Below are 21,359 nucleotides of genomic sequence, written 5' to 3' on the forward strand. Positions count from 1 at the left end.
GGATATTTATTTTGTATTAAATCAAGCCTTCTAAGAGACCTTTCATAAAGTTTTCTGAGTTAAATTCCCCGATATCATCAATTTTTTCACCGAAACCGATCAATTTTACAGGGATATTGAGTTCTTCGCGGATAGCCAGAACAACACCACCCCGGGCAGTTCCGTCAATTTTAGTCAAAACAATTCCAGTCAATGGTGTTATCTTAGAAAATTCCTTAGCTTGTACCAAGGCGTTCTGTCCAGTTGACGCATCGAGTGCCAGGAAGGTTTCATGAGGTGCTTCTGGAACGACACGCTTGATAATACGGCCAATCTTTTCCAACTCGGCCATAAGGTTGTCCTTGTTTTGCAGACGACCTGCTGTATCAATCATGAGAATATCAATCCCTTCTGCTACAGCACGTTCCATCCCATCAAAGACCACGCTTGCTGGATCAGCCTTTTCAGGCCCCGTCACAACAGGAACATCCACACGACGGCCCCATTCAGCTAGCTGGGCCACTGCACCCGCACGGAAGGTATCTGCCGCAACCAGCATGACTTTCTTGCCAGCTTGTTTGTAGCGATGAGCCAATTTCCCGATAGAAGTTGTTTTCCCAACACCATTGACTCCAACAAAGAGCATAACTGTCAAACCATCTTGGAAATGGATTTGTTCATCGTAGTTGCCATCCTTCTCATAGAGTTCAACCAATTTCTCGATAATGACACGACGAAGTGCGTCAGGCTTCTTAGCATTTTCGAGTTTGGCTTCATAACGTAGTTCTTCTGTTAAGTTTGAAGCGACCTGCACACCGACGTCACTCATGATGAGCAGTTCTTCCAATTCCTCGAAGAATTCTTCATCGACAGAACGGAAGTTGGCAAAGAAAGCATTCAAACGAGCTCCGAATCCCGTACGGGTTTTCTTGAGACTGCGGTCATATTTTTCCTGTACGGTTTCTTCAACCTGAGGAAGTTCTTCTTCTACTACTTCAGTAGCTAACCCTTCTTCGAACTCTACAGTTTCTTGGTTCTCTTCTTCTAGAGCTTCTTCCGTCTCTTGGAATCGTTCCAGTTCATCAGATTCTAGCTCAAGCTCTTCCTGAGCAGTTTCTTCGACTGCTTCTGGTTCAATAACTTCTTCTGTCGAGATCTGAGGAATTTCTTCTTGAGCAAGTGTTTCTTCCACTTTGTCTCTTGTTGTCTCTTCCTGAGAAGTTTCTTCGACTACCGTTTGGTTTTCTTCAACCTCTTCTGACAAATCAAGATTTTCCAGAGCTTCTTTTACGATATCTTCGATTTTCGGCTCTTCTTTTTTTCCGAATAAACGGTCAAATAATCCCATATTCTAGTTCTCCTTTAGCACGTATTCTTCGATAGCCCAGGCAACGGCTTCCTCGTCGTTGGTCATAGGGGTAATCACATTGGCAACTTCCTTAACCGCTGGAACAGCATTTTGCATGGCAACTCCCAGACCTGCCCACTCAATCATGGAAAGGTCATTGGCCTCGTCCCCACAAGCCATGACTTGACTTTGGTCGATTCCCAAGTGTTTAATTAATTTCGCTAAACCTGTTGCCTTGTGAACGTTTTTCGGCGACCATTCCAATAAAAGTTCACGCGATTTGAAGATTTCATATTGGTCAAACAAGTCTGGAGAAATCTGTTGAATCGCTGCATCCAAAGGTTCTTGGGCAAAGGCAGTCACGCATTTATTATACGTCATCTGACTAGATAGATCTTCAAAAGCGACAGGTACGAAAGTCAGGGCTGGGTTAAACTTAGCATAGAGACTTTCTTGGTCAGACTGGATTTGATAGACGGTTCCTTCTGAAATAGCATCTAACGGAAGTCCGAGTTTTTCAGTTTCCTCGTACAAGCGTGCCACATCGTCGATTGAAAAGACTGTTTTATCGAGAATCTCTCCTGTATTTTTCTGTACCAGACCACCATTAAAGGTGATGGTGTACTCATCCTCCTGACCGTCAGTCCCTAGCTCATGGAGAAAGAAATCCATAGCCTTCAATGGACGACCTGTTGTCAGAACGACCTTGATGCCACGATCACGCGCAGCCTTGAGGACCGCCTTGGTACGATCTGTCAGCCTTTTATCTGTTGTCAGTAAGGTACCATCCAAATCAAGTGCAATCAATTTAATATCTGCCATTATAAGCCCTCCATATAAGCCATCACTGATTGGTTCTTATGGTGGCCAATCACTGCTTCTGCTAATTCTAAAATCTCTGGTCGCGCATTTTCAGGAGCGATTGGGTGTCCAACAACCTGCATCATGTGAAGGTCATTGAGATTATCGCCAAAAGCCATAACCTGATCCATGGTCAGACCAAGTTTTTTTGCCAGCTCAACAATGGCCATACCCTTATCAACGTAGTCCAAGACAATATCGATGGATTCAAAACCTGTGGTCATGGCTTTCACATCAGGAACATTTTCGTTGACCCAGGCCTCACCAACTTCTATCGTTTCTTCAGTAAAGTTCGTAGTGAATTTAAAAATCTCATCTGTGATATCTTCCAAACTCGCTACTTTTTGAATGTTTTCGTTGTAGTGACGGCTAAACATCAGATAGGTCTCATCCACTGTATCCAAAACATAACAAGCTTTTTTCCCAGTCAAGAGCATTTTTCTTTCATCAAAATAGGGCGATTTCTTTAAAGCTTCAAAAGTGCTCAAGTAAAAATCCCGAGACATAGTAGCCTCATACATATCCTCGCCATGAAACTCAACATAGCTCCCATTTTCAGCTATAAAAATCACTTCATCACGCACATCCGCAAACAACTTTTTCAGGGACAAGATACCGCGACCTGAAGCCACAGCAAAATAAATCCCCTTTTCCTTGTAGGAAACAAGTACGTTTTTGAGGCGTTTCATATCAAACCGACCCTCTCCATCTAGAAAGGTTCCATCCATATCGGTTGCTACAAGTTTAATCATAGAATCTTTCATTCTCCAATTGATAAATCTATCTTCTATTATACCATAGATAAGTTTAAAAAGGTCCAGTACAGTAGGATAGCACTACTTTTTCGGAGAAACTTCAAAGGGCCTAAAAATTAGAATCGTAGAACTTTTTTCAGATAGTTTAAAAAGTTTGTATTCCACTATTCTTTTCTCTATAATGGAGAGAAAGGAGATGACTATGACAGAAATGAAACATGAAATTGATGCAAACTTTGCAGGCCGACTCAATATCCTACGCGCAGGTGTTCTGGGAGCAAATGATGGGATTATTTCCATCGCTGGAGTCGTTATCGGTGTTGCCAGTGCGACAAGCAATATCTGGATTATCTTTCTATCAGGATTGGCCGCTATCCTCGCTGGTGCTTTTTCTATGGCAGGTGGCGAATATGTCTCTGTATCGACTCAGAAAGACACGGAAGAAGCCGCTGTCGCTAGAGAACAGTTGCTCTTGGATAAGGATATCGAATCTGCAAAACAATCCCTCTATGCTGCTTACCTTCAAAATGGTGAGTGTGAAACGTCCGCCCAACTCTTGACCAACAAGGCCTTTTTAAAAAATCCACTCAAAGCCTTGGTCGAGGAAAAATACGGTATCGAGTACGAAGAATTTACCAATCCTTGGCATGCTGCCATCTCTAGCTTTATCGCCTTTGTACTGGGAAGTCTTCCTCCTATGCTTTCGATCACTGTCTTTCCAAGTGATTATCGCATTCCTGCTACTGTTTTTATCGTTGCCCTTTCCCTTCTCGTCACTGGCTATACCAGTGCTAAACTAGGCAAGGCACCTACGAAAACTGCCATGATCCGTAACCTCTGTATCGGACTTCTCACCATGGGAGTGACTTACCTGCTTGGACAACTCTTCAGCATTTAAGATAAAGAAATACCTCGATAAACATCGAGGTATCTTTTTTACATTTGCACAATCTTGCGATAGCTTCTTGAGGTAATCATAAAGATTAAGACATAGACAACGAGGAAGATAGCACAGATGGACAGAGTGACTGTCAACATCATGGTCGCATCTAGCACCCCAATGACTTTTAGGATGAGGCTAAGCATATGATAGGCAAAGGCAAGGTGTAAGAAAGCAAAGAGCAATGGGAGGAAGAAAACAGTTAGGACTTGTTTGTTGATGGTTTGCTTGATTTGCTTTTGATCGAGACCAACTTTTTGCAAAATGATGAAACGTTCACGGTCTTCATAGCCCTCAGAGATTTGTTTGTAGTAGATGACGAGAACCGTTCCCACCATAAAGATGATAGAGAGGAAGATACCGATGAAGAAGACTCCACCAAAGAGAGCACTCATCTGCGCACTACTATCAGCCAGATTGCTTCCGTAAACATAGCTTCCTTCTTTGTTTATTTCTCTATTAAAGTTGTTAACGAATTTTGAATAGTCATCTGCAATTTTAAGCTGCTCGTCCTCACTAGCCGTTACATTCATACCACCATAGTATTGATTAAAGATGGAAGAGTTAGGATGCTGGTCAAGAAAGGCTTGTAAGTCAGGAACAACCAGATAGTTATAGTCCGAAGTTAGAATATTGTACTGATTTGGGACATGTTCAAGAATAAAATCTTTTTTGATTTCTTCTTTGATCGTGTAAGTCTGGTCATTCAGAGTCAGTTCTTTTTGACCTTGAAGTTGCTTGTTTTGAGCAAACAATCCAACTTCATGGCCTGAAAGTGCAAGTTTCTGCCCCGTCATATTCTCGTAGTCTTTTTGGTCAAAAACCATAAAAATAGTTTTCGGTTGAACACGATTTTGACCTTTATCAAAGATTGTCAATTTCGTACCATCTTGATTTGCCACACCAAAGTTACTGTATGTAAGGACTTCTTTCTTTGTGACAGTCAATCCTTTTTCACTAGCATACTGGCTCAAGAGTTTTTCGATATCTTCTTTTTCAACATTCTGTCCTGTAATCCCAAAATCATGTGGATTCATGACTTTCTTGAAGTTTTCTGAGGCTTTAAAGATACTTGTTGCAGCAGACATAGTCACCAAGACCATGGTTGAGAGAATAGCAATCGTCGCCAGACCAACCGCATTTTTCTTCATACGGAAGATAAGATTGGATACGGAAATCATGTTGTTGGGTTGGTAATAGTAACGCTTGTTTTTCTTCAAGATTTGTAAGAAAACTGTAATCCCTGCATTGAAGAGAAGATAAGTTCCCAAAATTACCAATAAGACTGCTACGAAGAAAATCAGAACAGCAGAAAGTGGATTTTCAACGGTAACTGCTAGGTAGTAGCCAGCTCCCATACTAATCAAACCTAGTATAGTTTGAAGACCTAAGAAACGTCCTTTTTTCTCACCACTGGCTTTTTCACGAGAGAGCTGAAGGGCATTCATGCGTGCGATGCGAAAGGCATTGATAAAAATTAGACCTAGGAAGATAGCTCCAAAGACGATGAGAACTAGGATGAAGACAATTGGTTGGAAAGTCGAAACGAGCTCCACTTTCATTTTCATCAGCTTCAGAAGAAGGGCAAAGATTAGCTTATCAAAGAGAGCTCCTAGGCCGAGACCAGCTGTCAAGGTTAAGGAACCAAAAATAAGAAGCTCTTTAAAAACCATACTGATCAAATGACGCTTTTCGAGCCCAAGCATACCATATACACCCAGCTCCTTGGAACGGTTCTTCATGACAAAACTATTGGCATAAAGGACAATAATTCCAGAAGCGATGGTAACAACCACCATACCGAGAGCCAGGGTCATAGAGATAGTTTCTCCCCCTCGGATCTTGCCAATGTTAGGATTAAGTGACAATGAATAAAAGAGATAGGTGATGGTCACTGCTAAGAGAACAGCTAAGGCAAAGGGGTAGTAGAGTTTGCGGTTTTTAATCAAGTTAGATACCGCTAACTTATTGGTTAATCGGAACATACTAATTCACCTCGCTCGCCATGACTGTCAAGGTATCAGAGATTTCTTGGAACATTTGACGTTCTGTCTTGTCTCCACGGTAGATTTGGTTGTAAAGAATGCCGTCCTTGATAAAGAGAACGCGCTTGGCCCTGCTGGCTGCTGCCGTTGAGTGGGTTACCATGAGAATGGTTTGGCCTCGCTCATTGATTTCATCAAAAACATCTAGAAGAGCTGCAGATGACTTGGAGTCAAGGGCTCCTGTTGGCTCATCAGCAAGGAGAATTTCAGGTTCTGTGATGATGGCGCGTGCTACTGCTACCCGCTGTTTTTGACCCCCTGAGATCTCGTAAGGATACTTCTCTTGCAATTGGTTGATGCCCAAATTTTCAGCTGTCACTACCAATTTCTTCATCATCTCCGTGATAGGTTTTCGTGATAACACTAGCGGAAGCAAGATATTGTCCTTAACAGACAAGGTATCTAGTAAGTTAAAGTCTTGGAAGACAAATCCCAACTTTTCACGACGGAAACTTGAAGCCTGGGAATTCTTAATAGTTGCTGTGTCTGTTCCATTTAGGTAAACCTGACCACGAGTTGGTTTGTCAAGCATTGCTAGGATGTTGAGTAGGGTAGACTTCCCTGAGCCGGACTCACCCATGATGGCAACGTAGTCACCCTTTTCTACGGTAAAGTGAATATCTTTGAGTGCTTCGACTTGGTTTCCTTGAAAACGTGTTTTGTAGATTTTTTGAACGTGTTTTACATCTAAAAGTGTCATGATTTTCTCCTTCTTAATATCCCATCATTTGAAACTGTGCTTGCATCATAGCGCATCCCAGTTGAACACGCTCGATATCTTTTTGACTTGGTTTTCTTGTTTTCTTTTGTAAAATTCTTTTCATGGTTTTGCTCCTTTGTTCTTTATGAGTCTAGTTTATCGCAAAAAAAGGTAGCCTGCCATAACCTAACCTTACAAAAGAGACTTTAATCTTACATTTTTGTAAGATTGAAAAATATTTTTGAAAATAGCTACTATAAAAAGCCATAGTATTGCTTGTTTTATCCTTAAAATAATAGTAAAATTAAATTATGAAAAGGCTTTCTTTGACGTCTTGTAAAAGAATTAGCTTTCTGATAATTATTTTTAAAAGTGCTAAACTATCATTCGTATCGCTGCTATAAGGAGGGAGGTTCAGCCCCTCTTTTTAGAAAGAGGTTCCTATGAAACGTGTTTTTCTCTTTATCAGCAATCTTCTTTTAACTTTCTTTCTCATTGCCACTCTGTCCTTTTGGAAAGACTCTCTTCCACAAATCCTGTTCCCGGGTGCAGCAGTATTAAGTGGGCAAGCAGATTATTCTACCGTTAAAGAAGAATTAAATAGTCTTGCTAAAGAACATAATAGTCTTATCGCAAGAACTATTTGGGAAGTAGATAGTGATGGAAAATCACAAACTTACTACGAAGTTTTTGGAGAAGGGCAACTTCCAGACTGGATGCCTCAAGCAAGTCAAGAAAGCATTCACAAGAGCGATCTTCTCAACAACTACAATATTATCAGCGGATCCCTAACTAGTCAAGAATTGGCCACTCATCTGAAAGAACTTGGACTAGAAAAAGCGAATGCATTTGAAAATGACAGAGTATCCTTTGTACTTGCCCTCTTTACCCAACCTAATCAGCTTACCAGTATGTTAATCTTTTTGCTGACTTTCTTAGCTTTGATTGTTATTGGCCAAATTCAATCTCTCTCTCAGTCAGGGATTCGATTGATTTCTGGTGAACGACTGAGCCATCTCTTCTTTCGTTCTCTCGCAAGAGACGGACTTGATATCCTTCTTTTTGGTCTACCTGCTTTGCTGATAGCAAGTGTCTTGCTCATTTCCCTAGGATATCCTTATGAGGTTCAAACTTTTTTAGGAATACTTTTTATTCTTTACAATAGCCTACTTTTCTTACTTAGCCTCCTAATTGCCCTTCTTTTTACCATTTCTTTTAAAAAAGTTCATCTCCTCTCTATCATCAAAGGAAAATTACCAATCAAGTCAATCCTACGCATTCTCTACTTTGGTCAGGTACTTGCCATTCTACTGGTTATTGTAGGATTTGGACGTATGTCTACTTACTATCATATACTTGAGAAAAATGAGGCTGGACAAGCTACTTGGGAACAACGCTCCAATGTTGTTACTCTTCAAACAGGGCGTTCCAGTCAGATGAAAAATTTAGATGAACTGCAGACAAATGCTGATAAATGGTTTGACTTTATTCAGCATGCTATAGATAATGAGAATGCCTTCCTTATTAAACATAATCTAGTTGAGCAAGCTCTTAAGCAAGCTACCTCAAATCATAATGAAACTGAAAATAACCCTTATGGTGTGGAAGGAAAAAATATTCTCTACGTCACGCCCAGCTACTTCCAAAAGGAAGATATGGACTTATCATCAGAAACCTTTCAAAAAATCAACACCCTCAAAGATAGACAGATCCTTGCCATACTCCCAGAAGAACTACAAAAAAATGAAAAAGATATAAAATCAACCTTGCAACAAGAGTTAACCAACCGATTATACAGTAGCGAGTCTAATCAAACTGTCGAAGTTAGTATAGCTTATACCAATCAAAATAATGATGTATTTCTCTATAATACCACCCATATCGCTTATGATCAATGGTTGTCAAATCCCATCTTTCTTGTGCTTTCTCCTAAAGCACTTGGTAAGGCTTCCTCCATCTTCTGGTTTACAAATCTAGAATATCTCTATTTTACAGACCTCCACCAGACACAAGAACTTTTGAAACACTATCAACTTGATCAAATGGTCTCAGGGCTATCGTCTGCTAGGGAAACCTATCTCCAGTTAAATCAAAAAATTAAAATCGAAATTTTTAGTAACTTAGCGAGTGCTATGTTTGCTATTTTGACTTCAATTTTGCTGTTTACAAGTTTAAATCTGCTCTATTTTGAAGCCTTTCGCAAAACCATATTCTTGAAAAAAATCGCAGGCTATTATTTCTTTGAATTACACAATAGATATATCACTTCTCAAATAGCAGCTCTCTTTCTCGGAAGTGGTCTAGCTTTCATTATTTCTAAGAATATCTGGATTACCCTAATCCTATTTTTCAGCTTTTCAAGTTTAGCCGTTCTTCTATTGAAAATCTGTGATAAGAAGGAAAGTAAAACCTATGCTAGCATCATCAAAGGAGGATAGTATGATTGAATTACAACATATTTGGAAACAATTTGGTTCTCGTATTATTTTTTCAGACTTGAATCTGAATTTTCAAAGTGGTATGGTATATGCTTTGATAGGAGACAGTGGTTGTGGAAAAACCACTTTGCTCAATATGCTTGCAAAACTAGAGACTTTCGACAAAGGAGAAATCATTTATAAAGGAAAGTCTTTGACTTCTCTAAAAAATGAGGAATTCTATCGTAACGAGCTAGGTTATCTCTTCCAGAACTTCGGACTATTAGAAAGTCAGACCATTCGAGAAAACCTTGAGCTGGGACTGATTGGCAAAAAACAGAACAAGAAACAAGAAAAAGAGAGACTTCTTCTTCAAGCACTACAAGCTGTCAGACTAGATTATCTAAGTCTCAACCAAAAAATCTATGAATTATCTGGTGGTGAAGCTCAACGCGTAGCGCTTGCTAAGATTATCCTGAAAAATCCTCCTTTAGTTTTAGCTGATGAGCCTACCGCCTCGCTAGATCCAAAAAATTCCAAGGAAATTATGGAAATTCTCCTTGAACTTCGTAATGCTAATAGAACAATTATCATCGCAACTCACAATCCTAGTATTTGGAAAATGGCTGATCATGTAATTCATCTCTCTCAAGATGGAAAAGAATATACTTAAATATCAAAATCCCTTGTGGCTAAATAACCACAAGGGATTTTCAGTCATTTATGCTGCTTCTTTTAAGTAACATAGTGCAAATAATAAATTTTCCCTGTTAAATCTCACCAAAACCGCCCATCATTGTCATCAATGACCTCGGCTTCCTTGCGTTTGCGTGGTCCTGTTCCGTACATTTCTGCTTCGATTTCTTCCTTAGTTGGCAGGATAGAGGCTAGGATGATGTAGATAATCACGCCAATCCCAAAATTTGATATGGTAAAAATGGCAAAGAGAAAGCGGACTAAAGTTACATCAAAATTCCACTTGTCTGATAGACCAGCTAAAACTCCCGACACCTTACTATTTCGTTTCATTTTATAAAATTTGTTATTCATGATATGTTCCTCTTTCGGCATTCTTACAAGTAGTATAGCATGAATCAGAACTATCAACATCAGTCCTTAGGCCGATTTATGATGACGAGTTTACCTCGACAAACCCCACATCGGTAGCGTTTGGTATCAATCCTACGCTTGCGCTGATAAGTTTGCTGGCAAGATTGACACTGATAAACTAGAAAATTACTTTGGTTCTTCAACGGGGGAACAAAGCGCAGTCCATCCACTTCTTTCAAAAGTTTCTTAAAATCTCGGTCCTTATGTCGATAACCCTTTTTCTGAAAATAAAGGTGATAGTGACAGAGTTCATGGCGTACGATTTTCCGAAAGACTTCCAAACCTAGTTCATTATAGACCTTGGGATTAAAATCCAAATGCCCATCCCTGGGGAAAAATCGCCCACCTGTCGTTCGCAGACGAGAATTCCACTGGGCTTGGTGGGTAAAAGGTCTACCAAAGTCTTCGAGGGAAACAGACTGAACGTAGTCAGTTAGATTCATCTGGAGCGAGGAGCGACAGATTGACTTTTTCACGTTCAGTATCGATTTTCTTAACCCAAACCGTTACCAAATCTCCAACAGACACCACTTGGCTGGGATGTTTGATAAATTTACGACTCATATGGGAAATATGAATGAGGCCGTCCTCGTGAATCCCGATATCAACGAAGGCACCGAAGTCAACGACATTACGCACCACACCCTCCAGCTTCTGGCCGACTTTTAAATCCTTGATATCCAAGATATCTTGACGAAGCACAGGTGCATCAAATGAGTCACGGAAATCTCGACCTGGTTTGAGAAGGTCGGAAATGATATCTTTAAGGGTTTCTGGACCAAGATTCAGTTCCTGTGCCATCTCCTTAACTGAAAGGGACTTAAGCTTACTTTGTGCTTCTTCATTCAAGTCCTTGATATCCAAGCGTTTGAAGAGCTCCTTAACCGCAGCATAGTTTTCTGGGTGAACTCCTGTATTATCAAGGATATTACTACTTTCCGGGATACGGAGGAAACCAGCTGCCTGTTCAAAAGCCTTGGCACCCAGACGCGGAACTTTCTTGATTTGAGCGCGCGAAGTGATTTTTCCTTCTTCCTCACGGTATTTGACGATATTTTCAGAGATAGTTTTATTGAGTCCAGCCACATGGGAAAGAAGAGCTGGGCTAGCTGTATTGACATTGACACCGACTTGGTTAACCACCGTATCTACGACAAAGTCCAGACTCTCAGACAGTTTCTTCTGACTGACATCGTGCTGGTATTGCCCGACACCGATTGACTTGGGATCAATTTTGACCAATTCGGCAAGTGGATCTTGCAAACGACGGGCGATAGAGATAGCAGAGCGTTTTTCAACGGTTAATTCTGGAAACTCCTGACGAGCAAGTTCGCTGGCAGAGTAGACAGAAGCGCCACTTTCATTGACGATAACATAGCTGACTTCTGGAAAATCTTTAAGAACTTCCGCCACAAAGGCTTCACTTTCACGACTGGCAGTTCCATTTCCGATAGCAATAATTTCCACACCGTATTGACCAATCAAGTCCGACAAATCTTTCTTTGCTTCTTCAATCTGACGAGCTGATGCTGGTTTTACTGGATAAATGACTTGGGTTGTCAACATTTTACCTGTTGTATCAACGACAGCAAGTTTGGCACCTGTACGAAAGGCAGGGTCAAATCCTAGAACCACGCGCCCTTTCAGCGGAGCAACCAAGAGAAGATTGCGCAGGTTGTCAGAAAAGAGTTGGATAGCTCCTTCTTCTGCTTTCTCAGTTAATTCTGTCCGAATGCGTCGTTCGATAGCAGGCAAGACCTTTTTCTTAACTGACTGTTGAACAACTTCATCTATATAGGCATTTTTCACCTTGAAACGGGCAGCAAAGAAAGCAAGAATACGATCTGTCGCGTGCTCAAAACCGACTTTTAAGAAACCTAGTTTCTCACCACGATTGAGGGCCAAGGTACGATAACCCTGCATGTTGCCAACTGTCTCTGAAAAATCGTAATATATCTGAAAAACTTGTTTTTCATCGAGACTTTCATCCTTGACTTGCGAAGTGATTTTAGAGTGTCTCAGCACTTCCTGATAGGTCAGTGAACGCAAAGTCACATCTTCCGATAAGGCTTCGACCAAGATATCAACCGCTCCAGCCAAGGCTTCTTGAACTGTCGCAAATCCTTCACAGACAAACTTCTCAGCTTCTTTCTCTAAACCATCTACATTCTGCAAGATCAAGCGGGCGAGAGGAAAGAGTCCAGCTTCTCGGGCAATAGTTGCCTTGGTTCGACGTTTTTCCTTATAAGGAAGATAGAGTTCTTCAACGTCTGCTAATTTTTCAGCTGCCAAAATAGCTTCTTCTAATTCCTTGGTTAGTTTGCCTTGTTCTTGAATCTTAGCCAAGACAGCTTCTTTACGGTCGTTGAGATTTGTCAGACTTTTATCCAAGTCGATAATGGCCTTAATCGCCACCTCATCCAGACTACCAGTCATGTCCTTTCGATAACGCGCGATGAAGGGAATTGTCGCCCCTTCTGCTGTCAAACTTAGAACAGTATCGATTTGCTTTAAGGTTACTCCCAAATCTTGGGAGATTTTTTCATATTTTTTATCCATAAATCTATTATACCATAAGGGACAGCCCTTGTTTCGTCCTACCCTTTTTTACCTCTTTGATTATCAAAATAATCCCTTTTCCACAAAATAATAGTATAATAGAGATAGAATATAGAAAAGAGGTAGGCCCATGGCTGTTAAATTTACAAAAACGGATGATTTGGACAAGATGTTTGAAGAATTCGCAAAACTTCCTGACTTAACACAAGTCACTTTCCCAGATGACAAAGATAAAAAAGAAAAAGTTGAGAAGAAAAAATAGATGACTGTTTTCCAATCTCTTCCTCCTAGTGTATTACAAGCGGGAGCTATTTTTCTCTCCATCATGATTGAAGCCCTTCCTTTTGTCCTGATTGGGAGTCTCATTTCGGGGTTGATTGAGGTCTATATCACTCCTGATAAAGTTTATGAGTTTCTTCCTCGCAATCGTTGGGGGAGGATCTTTTTTGGTACCTTCATTGGCTTTCTCTTTCCTTCTTGCGAATGTGGAATCGTTCCGATTATCAATCGTTTTTTGGAAAAGAAAGTGCCCAGCTACACGGCCGTTCCTTTTCTGGTGACTGCTCCCATTATCAATCCTATCGTTCTTTTAGCCACATATTCTGCCTTTGGCAATTCAATAAAACTTGCCTTCTTGCGAGCTCTGGGAGCTATTGTGATTGCTTTGATTCTGGGGATTTTCCTAGGATTTTTCTGGAAGGAACCCATTCAAAAAGAGAATTCTATTACTTGTCACGAACATGACTTTTCACACTTGAGTCCTGCTAGAAAGGTCTTTCAGGTCTTTATACAGGCTATTGACGAGTTTTTCGATATGGGGCGCTATTTAGTCTTTGGCTGCCTCTTTGCGGCTATCGTGCAGGTCTATGTCCCGACTCGGATCTTGACCTCTATCAGCGCAAGTCCAGTCCTTGCGATTCTCTTGCTCATGTTTCTAGCCTTTCTCCTCTCTCTTTGTAGCGAGGCAGACGCCTTTATCGGCGCTTCTCTCCTCTCGAGCTTCGGCCTAGCGCCAGTCCTTGCTTTTCTGGTCATTGGCCCCATGCTTGATATCAAAAATCTCCTCATGATGAAGCACTATCTCAAAGCGCGTTTCATCTGGCAATTCATGGGCATTGTGACAGTACTTGTCTTGCTTTATTCTTACATGATGGGGGTGATGATATGACTCGATTTTTCATTCTACTAGGCTATTTTGCTCTGACTCTGTATCTGAAGCTATCTGGCAAGCTCAGTCACTACATCAACCTCCACTATTCCTATCTAGTCTATATCTCTATGGTTCTTTCTCTTCTGTTGGCTCTGGTCCAATTCTACATCTGGATCAAGAAAATCAACTCTCACAGCCATTTAGAAAGTCGTCGAGCTAGACGAATCAGCATCCTTTTACTGTCACTACCTCTATTGATTGGAGTTGCCTTTCCGACAGTAAGTTTGGACTCGAGAACCGTATCTGCTAAGGGATATCATTTTCCACTTGCTGAAGGAATCAACACAGCCATTCAGGCAAGTGAAGGCACATCCAGTCAATACCTCAAACCCGATACCAGTACCTATTTTTCCAAATCTGCTTATGAAAAGGAAATGAGGACTACAGCTGATAAATACCTCACCCAGCCAACCATTCACATCACTGATGAAAACTATATGGAGGTCATGGAAGTTCTCTATGACTATCCTCAAGAGTTTGAAGGAAAGAAAATCGAATTTACAGGCTTTGTCTATAACGATCCTAGCCACCCAGATAGCCAGTTCCTCTTTCGCTTTGGGATTATCCACTGTATCTCAGACTCTGGTGTATATGGACTCTTGACAAAGGGGAACTCCCGCCAGTATCCTGACAATACTTGGATCACCGCTAGAGGAACCCTGACCCTCCACTACCATAAAGAACTCAAACAAAAACTCCCAACATTAGAGGTTGAGAGTTTCACAAAAGTAGACAAACCAGAAAATCCTTATGTCTATCGCGTGTTTTAATAAAAAGTAGCCTCTACAGGCTACTTTTTATTATTTAGCAATTTTCTAACCTCTTGAGCACCAATCTGATCGCCTGCCTTTTCAAAAAGAGCAATAGCTTGTAAAAAATTTTCATGTGATTCTTCAGGATTTTGTATCGAACCAATCTCTCCTAAACCTCTATAGGCACAAGCTTGGGCAATTAAATCATCTGTTTGCAAAGCTTGTTTTAAGGACTGTTCCATATACATGAATGCTTCTGCTACTTTCCCTAGCTTTAATCGTAAATAACCTTGCTCATAATTGTTAACAGAAGATTTGAGGGTATCCTCTGTAAAAGCTTCTTCAATGATTTTTTGCTCTCTTTCGATATAGAAAAGGGCCGTTTGAAATTCATTCATTTCACGATAAACCATGGCTAACTGATGATAGCCTATATGTTCATTTTCTGGGTCACTTTTAGTTCGTGCTAAGTCAATGTAACGCTGATAGATACTTAAGCACTCGTTGTATTTTTGCTCTTTAAGATAAATATACCCCATCAAATTTAACAAACTAAAATCTGTGCAAGTTTCCAATAAAAAATCAGCTTCAACTAATTTTTTAGCCTCATTAATCTTACCCTCAAACAATAAATCCCATGCTTGATTCATACATATCCTCCCGCTTCTTACGTTGTATAGAAAAAAATTGACAAATCGCTATCAGACTCGTATTTTTTCCAAGCTAAACTGAAGCCATAATAATCTTCAAATTCAGGGTGCCAGTCATAATAAAGTGGGACACGACTATACTTTCTTGCTACAACTTCGTCTTCAAATTCTGGAGACTCCCCTGCAGTAATACCAAATTGAAGACCATTTAGTTCCCAAGTATTTCCCCAAACGTTTTCATCAGAGAGAACATCGATCCATCTAGAAGCATCAATATCAAAATCTGCACATAATTCCAGTTCATAGAATCTTCTACAGTTAATCTCTGAAGGTTTTATATAAAGGGCGCTATCAACTTGGTACTTTTTATCTCTGACTTGAATCTGTGTGATTTTCATTGGAATCGGAACTCCATTTAATTCTAACCAGAAATAGCCTAAAGGAGTTTTGATACTATAATATGTTTGCTGAGAGTTGGGGTTAGCGTTTTTAGAGCAAACATCTAGAATTCTTCCTAGCTTTTTTAAATTTCTAAAAACGTTTTTCGAAGTGATTGGGTCGAAATGTGAATACCTACGAACGACACGTTTTAACTTTTCAACAGGAAAAGTGATATCCTTTGGTAGGGCATGATACTTCTGTACAACTAAAGCAGTTTTTTCAGTATTTTCCTTCCCGACTGGGACAATAACAGCGTGTCCTATATGGATATTTGGGTCATCACAGATATACGTATAGCCATTCCCTCCCTCCTGAAACTAAACCACAACAAGATTTAACTCTTGATCTGGATCAAAGAGAGGCTCTACCTTTTCTACTTCTTGGCGCTCATAAAAAGTAAAGTGATCTCCATCCCCGTCTTCTCCAAAAACCATGAAACTGCCACACTCAGGGCACTTCCACATATAAAATGACGCTTCAGAAATATCAGCATAAGAAATTTTATTATGGTCGTCAGCTTTATTTATGATTTCTTCAAACAACTCATCTGAATAAACTGAATAAGCATTTGGATCGGGTGCTCGGTGGTCATTCATTGCTTGCCCACATTTACATGTCCATTTACCCATAAAAAAACCTCAGTCGTGACCTAATTCTTCAAGGAAAAATTGATTTAGAGCTTTCCACTCTTTCTTTTCCTCTCTAACACTTTGAACGTATGCATCCAACTCTTGGATGTTAGCTAAAATATAATCTTGAATTGGCATTATCGGATCAATTTCCATACCTTCAGGCTCATTTATCTTAATGTCTAGCAATCTTGAAACATGCTCCTGCATTTGAGACGGAAGTAATTCTTTGACCAAATCATCAAACAAAATCGGTGGAACAGAATGGTATTTTTCAATCCAACGACAGGCCAAAATAGGACGCAGCGCATAGAAATACTTTTTAGGTTTGACCTTGTCTCCTGAAAGATACTTATTCATTTGAGTTCTAGCAGTATTCAAGTAATGATACAGCATTTTCTTCTCAGAAAAATACTGGTTGGCAAGAGGACGCATGCGCTCGATAAAATCCGTTTGTTGATAGACAATTGGTGACTGTATCCATTCAAACAGTGTAGGATTTGACTTATAAAGGAGTTTTAAAGTCTTGTCTAAATCCCAACCACTCACATCCCAAGTATCGTCAATTGGTAGCTCGATAACATCACGCTGTTCATTTAAACGGAGATAAAAATCTTGCTTGTGTTTGTAGATAAAACGTACATCAAAGTCACTATCGGGAGACTCAAAACCCCAGGCACGACTACCAGACTCGATAGCCCATAAAACTCTGACACCATAATCACGCTCAATTTCTGCTAATTTTTCAGGTACCAGAACATTCATTTCTTCTTGCGTTTGCATTTATAACCTCTTATTATTTACGCTGCTTCTCCAGCTCGATCATTAATGAGTTCAATTGTTTGGACAATATTACGAAGTATAGGGAGTTGGTGTTGAAAGAGTAGTTGAACTGAACCATACGATTTAAACGGCTCTTGTGTTAAAACTTTAGTCTCCAAGCAACCATTTTCTACAATGTAATCTACAATCAATTTCACGAAGGAAATCTGCTTGGCATTGAGACTCTCATCCGATAAAAATTTAGAAAAAACTTGATTAGTAGACTCTCTATCCAAACCAATAATTTCACGAACCAATCTAGGAATTGCCTTATTTTCATAATGTTGTTGGTAATCTGACTTGCTACCTAATTTTTCCCATAGCAATGTTTCAAGTGCAAGTAAATCTTGAGAGGTCAATTTTTCATTATGGTATAACTTAGAAATTGCTTCATCATCTAGATGAGTTTTCAAATAATGTTCAACTTTTTCATTATAAGATCGCAGGTCATTGACTTGTAAATATGGCTTAGTATCATGGACAGTGGAAAGAATGTGATCATCAAAATTGACATAATAGACTTTTCGGCTCGTTTTATCTAAGAATTGCAATAAATCTCTTAGAGAAAGGCGGATTTTTTCCAACTCAGACAAACTAACTTCTTCCCAAAATTCAGGTTCTTGTACTTTCCTGATAATTTCAGCCTGTGCAAAAACTTGTGGTATATTTCCAACCCTAGCAAGGGCTTTAGCTGTTTTCATAACTTGAGATATATGGACAGTTGCTGGCTTAGCCAACAGTTGTCCTAACTGTATCTGAAACAGCCATAAATCAAATCGTCTCGCCATCTCGTCTTCTTTATTTTCTTCAAATAGAATCGGAGAAAGATCTTTCTGGATTGTTTCACTTGTGACGGTCGTTAGATTTTGCCAATTTTCCAACTTTCTGTAAGTATAAACTGTATCTAAGACCATACGAACCCTAAAGTCTAACTCATTTAAGCTCACCATACGTTCATGAAGTTCTGAGACGAGTTGCTGACGGTATTCTCTAGCAAACTGATCATCTTGATAACGAAGCTCCTGCAGTTCACGAATCAAGTCCACCTTGATGTTAAACAAACGTTGAGTCAGAGAAACAATGTGACGACCATCTCCTTCTCTTGGATCAGCTTTGAAATAGTCAAAATTATCGCAATAATCAAATACCAAGAAATTTTCCTTATCCTGCTCAGGGCCGAATAAATCTTTACAAAGACGGGTTCCACGGCCAATCATCTGCCAAAACTTAGTTTTAGAACGCACTTTCTTGAAAAAGATTAAATTAACAACCTCTGGTACATCAATACCTGTATCCAACATATCAACAGAAATTGCAATTTGAGGGTATTTCTCCTTAATTTTAAAATCATCAATTAAGGTTTGATAATGCTTAATGCTATAATCAATCACTCGAGCATAATCGCTTCCTTTTTCAGGATAGCGTTCGTTAAAAATATCTCTGATGTATTCAGCGTGTCGATGGTTTTTAGCAAAGATAATGGTTTTACCAATTTCGTCACCTGAAGCTGTCTGAATTCCTCTTGTCATTAGTTCATCTAGAACAATTTCTACTGTTTTTCTATTGAAAATAGAGGTATTAAAATCCTCAGGATCAATATCTTTTTCAGAACTACCGTCTTCAAATTGACTATCAAAATATTCTTTTTCGTCTTGGGATAAATCATCGTAATGTAGACCATCCGTTGGTAGTTTTAACTTAGTTTCAATCGAATGATAAGCTACTAAATAACCATCTTTTACAGCCTCTTCCAAATCGTATGCGTATGTTGGAACACCATTCTCCAAGTTAAAGAAACTATAGGTATTTTTATCCAAATCTTGACGCGGAGTGGCAGTTAATCCTACAATCCTTGCATCAAAATAATCAAAAATTGATTTGTATTTCTGATAAATAGAACGGTGAGATTCATCAATTATGATAAGATCAAAGTGCCCAACAGTAAAGGATCGTTGATTTATTTCTTCTTGATCACTAATCGCTCCTATCATAGTCGGATAGGTTGAAAAAACCATTCGACTAGATCGAGCACTATCTTTATCCTCTAAGAAATTACAAACTGAAAGATCTGGAAGTAATTTCCTAAACGAATCATAAGCTTGCTTAACTAGGGAAGTTCTATCAGCTAAAAAAAGAACATTTTTTACCCAGTTATGACGCGAAAGGATATCAACTAGGGAAACCGCTGTACGGGTTTTCCCAGACCCAGTTGCCATTACCAAGAGTGCCTGTCTCCGATTATTGGAGAATGCTTCACAGACACTTGTAATCGCATGTTTCTGATAATGACGTCCAGAAATGTCGTCCCTAATTTTGCTAGAAATATCCTCGAGTGGTTTTTGCAAGTGACGTCTTTCCATCAAAAGTTGCAACTCTTCTTGAGAGTAGAACCCTGCAATCTGGCGACGATTAACACCATCAAGTATGTAGTGCTTTAAACCATTGGTAATAAAGCAAATTGGCCTATAGCCGATTTGTTTCTCAAGAACTTCAGCATATTCCTTGACCTGCACCTCCCCTACTTCTGGATTCACAGATGCCTTTTTAGCTTCAACAATTGCTAGAACTTTCCCATTTTTACCATAAAGGACATAGTCACAGTATCCAGTTCCTTTACCATGCTTCAAACCATGAACGGCTACCTCAACACGACAGTTTTCCTCAAATGTCCAACCTGCTAAACGGAGATCGATATCAATAAAGAGTTTTCTTGTCTCTGCTTCAGATAGTTGATCGATATAGAAAGATACATCTTGCCGTAGAGCTGCTGTTTCACGTTTTTCAGTATAAGTCTCTTGAATAGTTAAGGACTGACTAGCCATCTGTTCATCGAAATCAGGAAGATCTGGCAAACTGTTTTGTAATTTCGCCATAGATTGTGGCGTTTCTCGAAACTTGATGTTTGCTGAAAGTGGCAATAACTGCTCGTCGAAATAACGCTCCACAAACTCGTTACTGTAGCAATAATCAATAAAATTGACAAATTGATACAAATGGTGCAAAGCCAAAATCGCTTCTCGTTCCTTAATTTCTCCACCATGTGCAGCATGATTTCCCCATCGAATTAAAAGAACAATCTGCCTATGGAGTTCTGGATCCACAATCTCTCTAAAATCATCATCCCATACCAAAGAAGATAAGGTAGCACGATAGGGAGCTTCTAAATATGAATCGTGACTATATATCCAATGAACAGCCTGCTCAAGAGCACGACGCGCCATAAAAGCAGTAGCTACAGTAGATGTCGCAATCATATTTTCAGCTTCTATACAGGACTTTGAAAAAGATTCATACTCTTCGTTATTTAAAAGAAAATCAAAATTTCCCATTTTTCTCTCACTTTGAACAAATAGATACCTATATTATACTAGAATTCAAGCTATTTCTCCACAGTTTTATAACGATCTCACAAGCAAATTGTGATTTGTCGACCTGAGCCACAAAGTATGCGAATTCGTTTTGGAGGGCTAAAGGGGGGAGGGGAACTTTAAGTTGTAAAAATTTTGATTTCGAAATATTTTTCATACTCCCACTAGTTCCAGAGGCGATTCTCTTAATTTTTAATTTTGTTATCTCATTTGTAATAAGTTTCCATAAGAATACTGGATTTACTCGATCATTCAGAACAACCTTCCATAATCTATCTGGCAAATATATATTATCACTATTAATAGACCAAACATATCCAGCAGCCCCAACTAGTTCAGAAGTGTTCATACGGCTAATAATTACATCCCCTATTTCAACTTTATGCTCATCTAAGGGAATATAATCAATTGGTAAATTTTTTACTTCAGATGAATTAAAATAATCGTACGATACAGCTCCTGTTTTTAATACTTTATTCTTATTATTTTCCTCACCAGCTAAACTTTTACCTGCTCTTAGCTCTTTTATATATGTATCTAAGAATACTGAGTCAGGATACTCTTTAAACATCTCGTTAAATCGGGATTTGCAGTTAAGAGATGAATTTTTGGTGTGAATGTTTGACATTGCTTTGGTTAACCATGGCATAGGCCAGGGTTGTATCAATTTTGCTGTGACCAAGTAGTTTTTGGACTTGCTCAATAGGCATTCCTTTATCAATAGCCTTTGTCGCTAGGGTTCTTCTGAATTTATGTGGATGAACCTTTTGTAT

At 39.5% G+C, this 21,359-nt stretch carries 19 protein-coding genes and 1 pseudogene; 6 read left to right on the forward strand and 14 right to left on the reverse strand.

Annotation, left to right across the window (positions count from 1 at the left end):
• Window positions 1-16: 16 nt before the first annotated feature.
• The 3 genes from ftsY to D8863_RS02985 are packed head-to-tail and all read right to left on the reverse strand — an operon-like array spanning window position 17 to window position 2,940.
• Complete coding sequence (ftsY, locus tag D8863_RS02975; protein ID WP_125441039.1) at window positions 17-1,327, reverse strand: signal recognition particle-docking protein FtsY; 1,311 nt, start codon at window positions 1,325-1,327, stop codon at window positions 17-19.
• 3 nt (window positions 1,328-1,330) lie between these two features.
• Window positions 1,331-2,149, reverse strand: a complete 819-nt coding sequence (locus tag D8863_RS02980; RefSeq protein ID WP_125388895.1) for a Cof-type HAD-IIB family hydrolase — start codon at window positions 2,147-2,149, stop codon at window positions 1,331-1,333.
• A complete protein-coding gene (locus tag D8863_RS02985) occupies window positions 2,149-2,940 on the reverse strand; it encodes a Cof-type HAD-IIB family hydrolase (RefSeq protein ID WP_125388896.1) in 792 nt (263 codons plus the stop codon). Before D8863_RS02985 ends, D8863_RS02980 begins: the two co-directional genes overlap by 1 nt.
• A 205-nt stretch (window positions 2,941-3,145) precedes the next feature.
• On the opposite strand from D8863_RS02985, the gene D8863_RS02990 reads away from it, so the two are divergent.
• Window positions 3,146-3,841 (forward strand): VIT1/CCC1 transporter family protein, encoded by a 696-nt coding sequence (locus tag D8863_RS02990; protein WP_049505873.1) that lies wholly within the window; start codon window positions 3,146-3,148, stop codon window positions 3,839-3,841.
• Between the two features lie 38 nt (window positions 3,842-3,879).
• On the opposite strand, the gene D8863_RS02995 is transcribed toward D8863_RS02990, so the two are convergent.
• Together D8863_RS02995 and D8863_RS03000 are read right to left on the reverse strand one after the other, a co-directional pair.
• Complete coding sequence (locus tag D8863_RS02995; RefSeq protein ID WP_125441040.1) at window positions 3,880-5,868, reverse strand: FtsX-like permease family protein; 1,989 nt, start codon at window positions 5,866-5,868, stop codon at window positions 3,880-3,882.
• Between the two features lies 1 nt (window position 5,869).
• Window positions 5,870-6,628: an ABC transporter ATP-binding protein gene (locus tag D8863_RS03000; RefSeq protein ID WP_000173369.1), complete on the reverse strand. Its 759-nt coding sequence runs from the start codon at window positions 6,626-6,628 to the stop codon at window positions 5,870-5,872.
• A gap of 443 nt (window positions 6,629-7,071) precedes the next feature.
• Between D8863_RS03000 and D8863_RS03005 the strand changes: the two genes are divergently transcribed.
• Together D8863_RS03005 and D8863_RS03010 are read left to right on the forward strand one after the other, a co-directional pair.
• A complete protein-coding gene (locus tag D8863_RS03005; RefSeq protein ID WP_125441041.1) occupies window positions 7,072-9,066 on the forward strand; it encodes a DUF1430 domain-containing protein in 1,995 nt (664 codons plus the stop codon).
• Between the two features lies 1 nt (window position 9,067).
• Window positions 9,068-9,718: an ABC transporter ATP-binding protein gene (locus D8863_RS03010; protein ID WP_125441042.1), complete on the forward strand. Its 651-nt coding sequence runs from the start codon at window positions 9,068-9,070 to the stop codon at window positions 9,716-9,718.
• A gap of 104 nt (window positions 9,719-9,822) precedes the next feature.
• Here the strand turns inward: D8863_RS03010 and D8863_RS03015 are convergent, their stop codons facing one another.
• Genes D8863_RS03015 through D8863_RS03025 form a run of 3 tightly spaced genes read right to left on the reverse strand, consistent with a single transcriptional unit; the run spans window position 9,823 to window position 12,714 of the window.
• Window positions 9,823-10,095 carry a PspC domain-containing protein gene (locus D8863_RS03015; RefSeq protein WP_084881784.1) on the reverse strand — a complete coding sequence of 91 codons (273 nt, stop codon included), beginning with the start codon at window positions 10,093-10,095 and terminating at the stop codon, window positions 9,823-9,825.
• A gap of 59 nt (window positions 10,096-10,154) precedes the next feature.
• Window positions 10,155-10,598 (reverse strand): SprT family protein, encoded by a 444-nt coding sequence (locus D8863_RS03020; protein ID WP_125388948.1) that lies wholly within the window; start codon window positions 10,596-10,598, stop codon window positions 10,155-10,157.
• Entirely contained in the window at window positions 10,585-12,714 is a 2,130-nt protein-coding gene (locus tag D8863_RS03025) for a Tex family protein (protein ID WP_125421943.1), read from the reverse strand. The genes D8863_RS03020 and D8863_RS03025 overlap by 14 nt, the downstream gene beginning before the upstream one ends.
• A gap of 130 nt (window positions 12,715-12,844) precedes the next feature.
• On the opposite strand from D8863_RS03025, the gene D8863_RS11190 reads away from it, so the two are divergent.
• Genes D8863_RS11190 through D8863_RS03040 form a run of 3 tightly spaced genes read left to right on the forward strand, consistent with a single transcriptional unit; the run spans window position 12,845 to window position 14,694 of the window.
• Complete coding sequence (locus D8863_RS11190) at window positions 12,845-12,976, forward strand: SPJ_0845 family protein (protein ID WP_000268696.1); 132 nt, start codon at window positions 12,845-12,847, stop codon at window positions 12,974-12,976.
• On the forward strand, window positions 12,977-13,882 hold the full coding sequence (locus D8863_RS03035; protein WP_084867401.1) for a permease: 906 nt from the start codon (window positions 12,977-12,979) through the stop codon (window positions 13,880-13,882).
• On the forward strand, window positions 13,879-14,694 hold the full coding sequence (locus D8863_RS03040) for a TIGR03943 family putative permease subunit (protein WP_125441043.1): 816 nt from the start codon (window positions 13,879-13,881) through the stop codon (window positions 14,692-14,694). The genes D8863_RS03035 and D8863_RS03040 overlap by 4 nt, the downstream gene beginning before the upstream one ends.
• Window positions 14,695-14,714: 20 nt before the next feature.
• Here the strand turns inward: D8863_RS03040 and D8863_RS03045 are convergent, their stop codons facing one another.
• The 6 genes and pseudogenes from D8863_RS03045 to D8863_RS03070 form a co-directional block, all read right to left on the reverse strand.
• Entirely contained in the window at window positions 14,715-15,326 is a 612-nt protein-coding gene (locus D8863_RS03045) for a tetratricopeptide repeat protein (RefSeq protein WP_125441044.1), read from the reverse strand.
• 17 nt (window positions 15,327-15,343) lie between these two features.
• Window positions 15,344-16,396, reverse strand: a pseudogene (locus tag D8863_RS03050) (DUF8617 domain-containing protein).
• 9 nt (window positions 16,397-16,405) lie between these two features.
• On the reverse strand, window positions 16,406-17,179 hold the full coding sequence (locus D8863_RS03055; RefSeq protein ID WP_125441045.1) for a nucleotidyltransferase domain-containing protein: 774 nt from the start codon (window positions 17,177-17,179) through the stop codon (window positions 16,406-16,408).
• A 17-nt stretch (window positions 17,180-17,196) separates the two neighbouring features.
• A complete protein-coding gene (locus tag D8863_RS03060; protein ID WP_125441046.1) occupies window positions 17,197-20,547 on the reverse strand; it encodes a DEAD/DEAH box helicase family protein in 3,351 nt (1,116 codons plus the stop codon).
• 28 nt (window positions 20,548-20,575) lie between these two features.
• Complete coding sequence (locus D8863_RS03065; RefSeq protein WP_125441047.1) at window positions 20,576-21,157, reverse strand: restriction endonuclease subunit S; 582 nt, start codon at window positions 21,155-21,157, stop codon at window positions 20,576-20,578.
• A 22-nt stretch (window positions 21,158-21,179) separates the two neighbouring features.
• Window positions 21,180-21,359, reverse strand: a 180-nt coding sequence (locus D8863_RS03070; RefSeq protein ID WP_142999472.1) for a tyrosine-type recombinase/integrase, incomplete at its 5' end; no start/stop codon positions are given.

Origin of the sequence: Streptococcus oralis (genome assembly GCF_003943825.1) — a bacterium.
GTDB classification, from domain to species: Bacteria; Bacillota; Bacilli; order Lactobacillales; family Streptococcaceae; genus Streptococcus; species Streptococcus oralis_CD.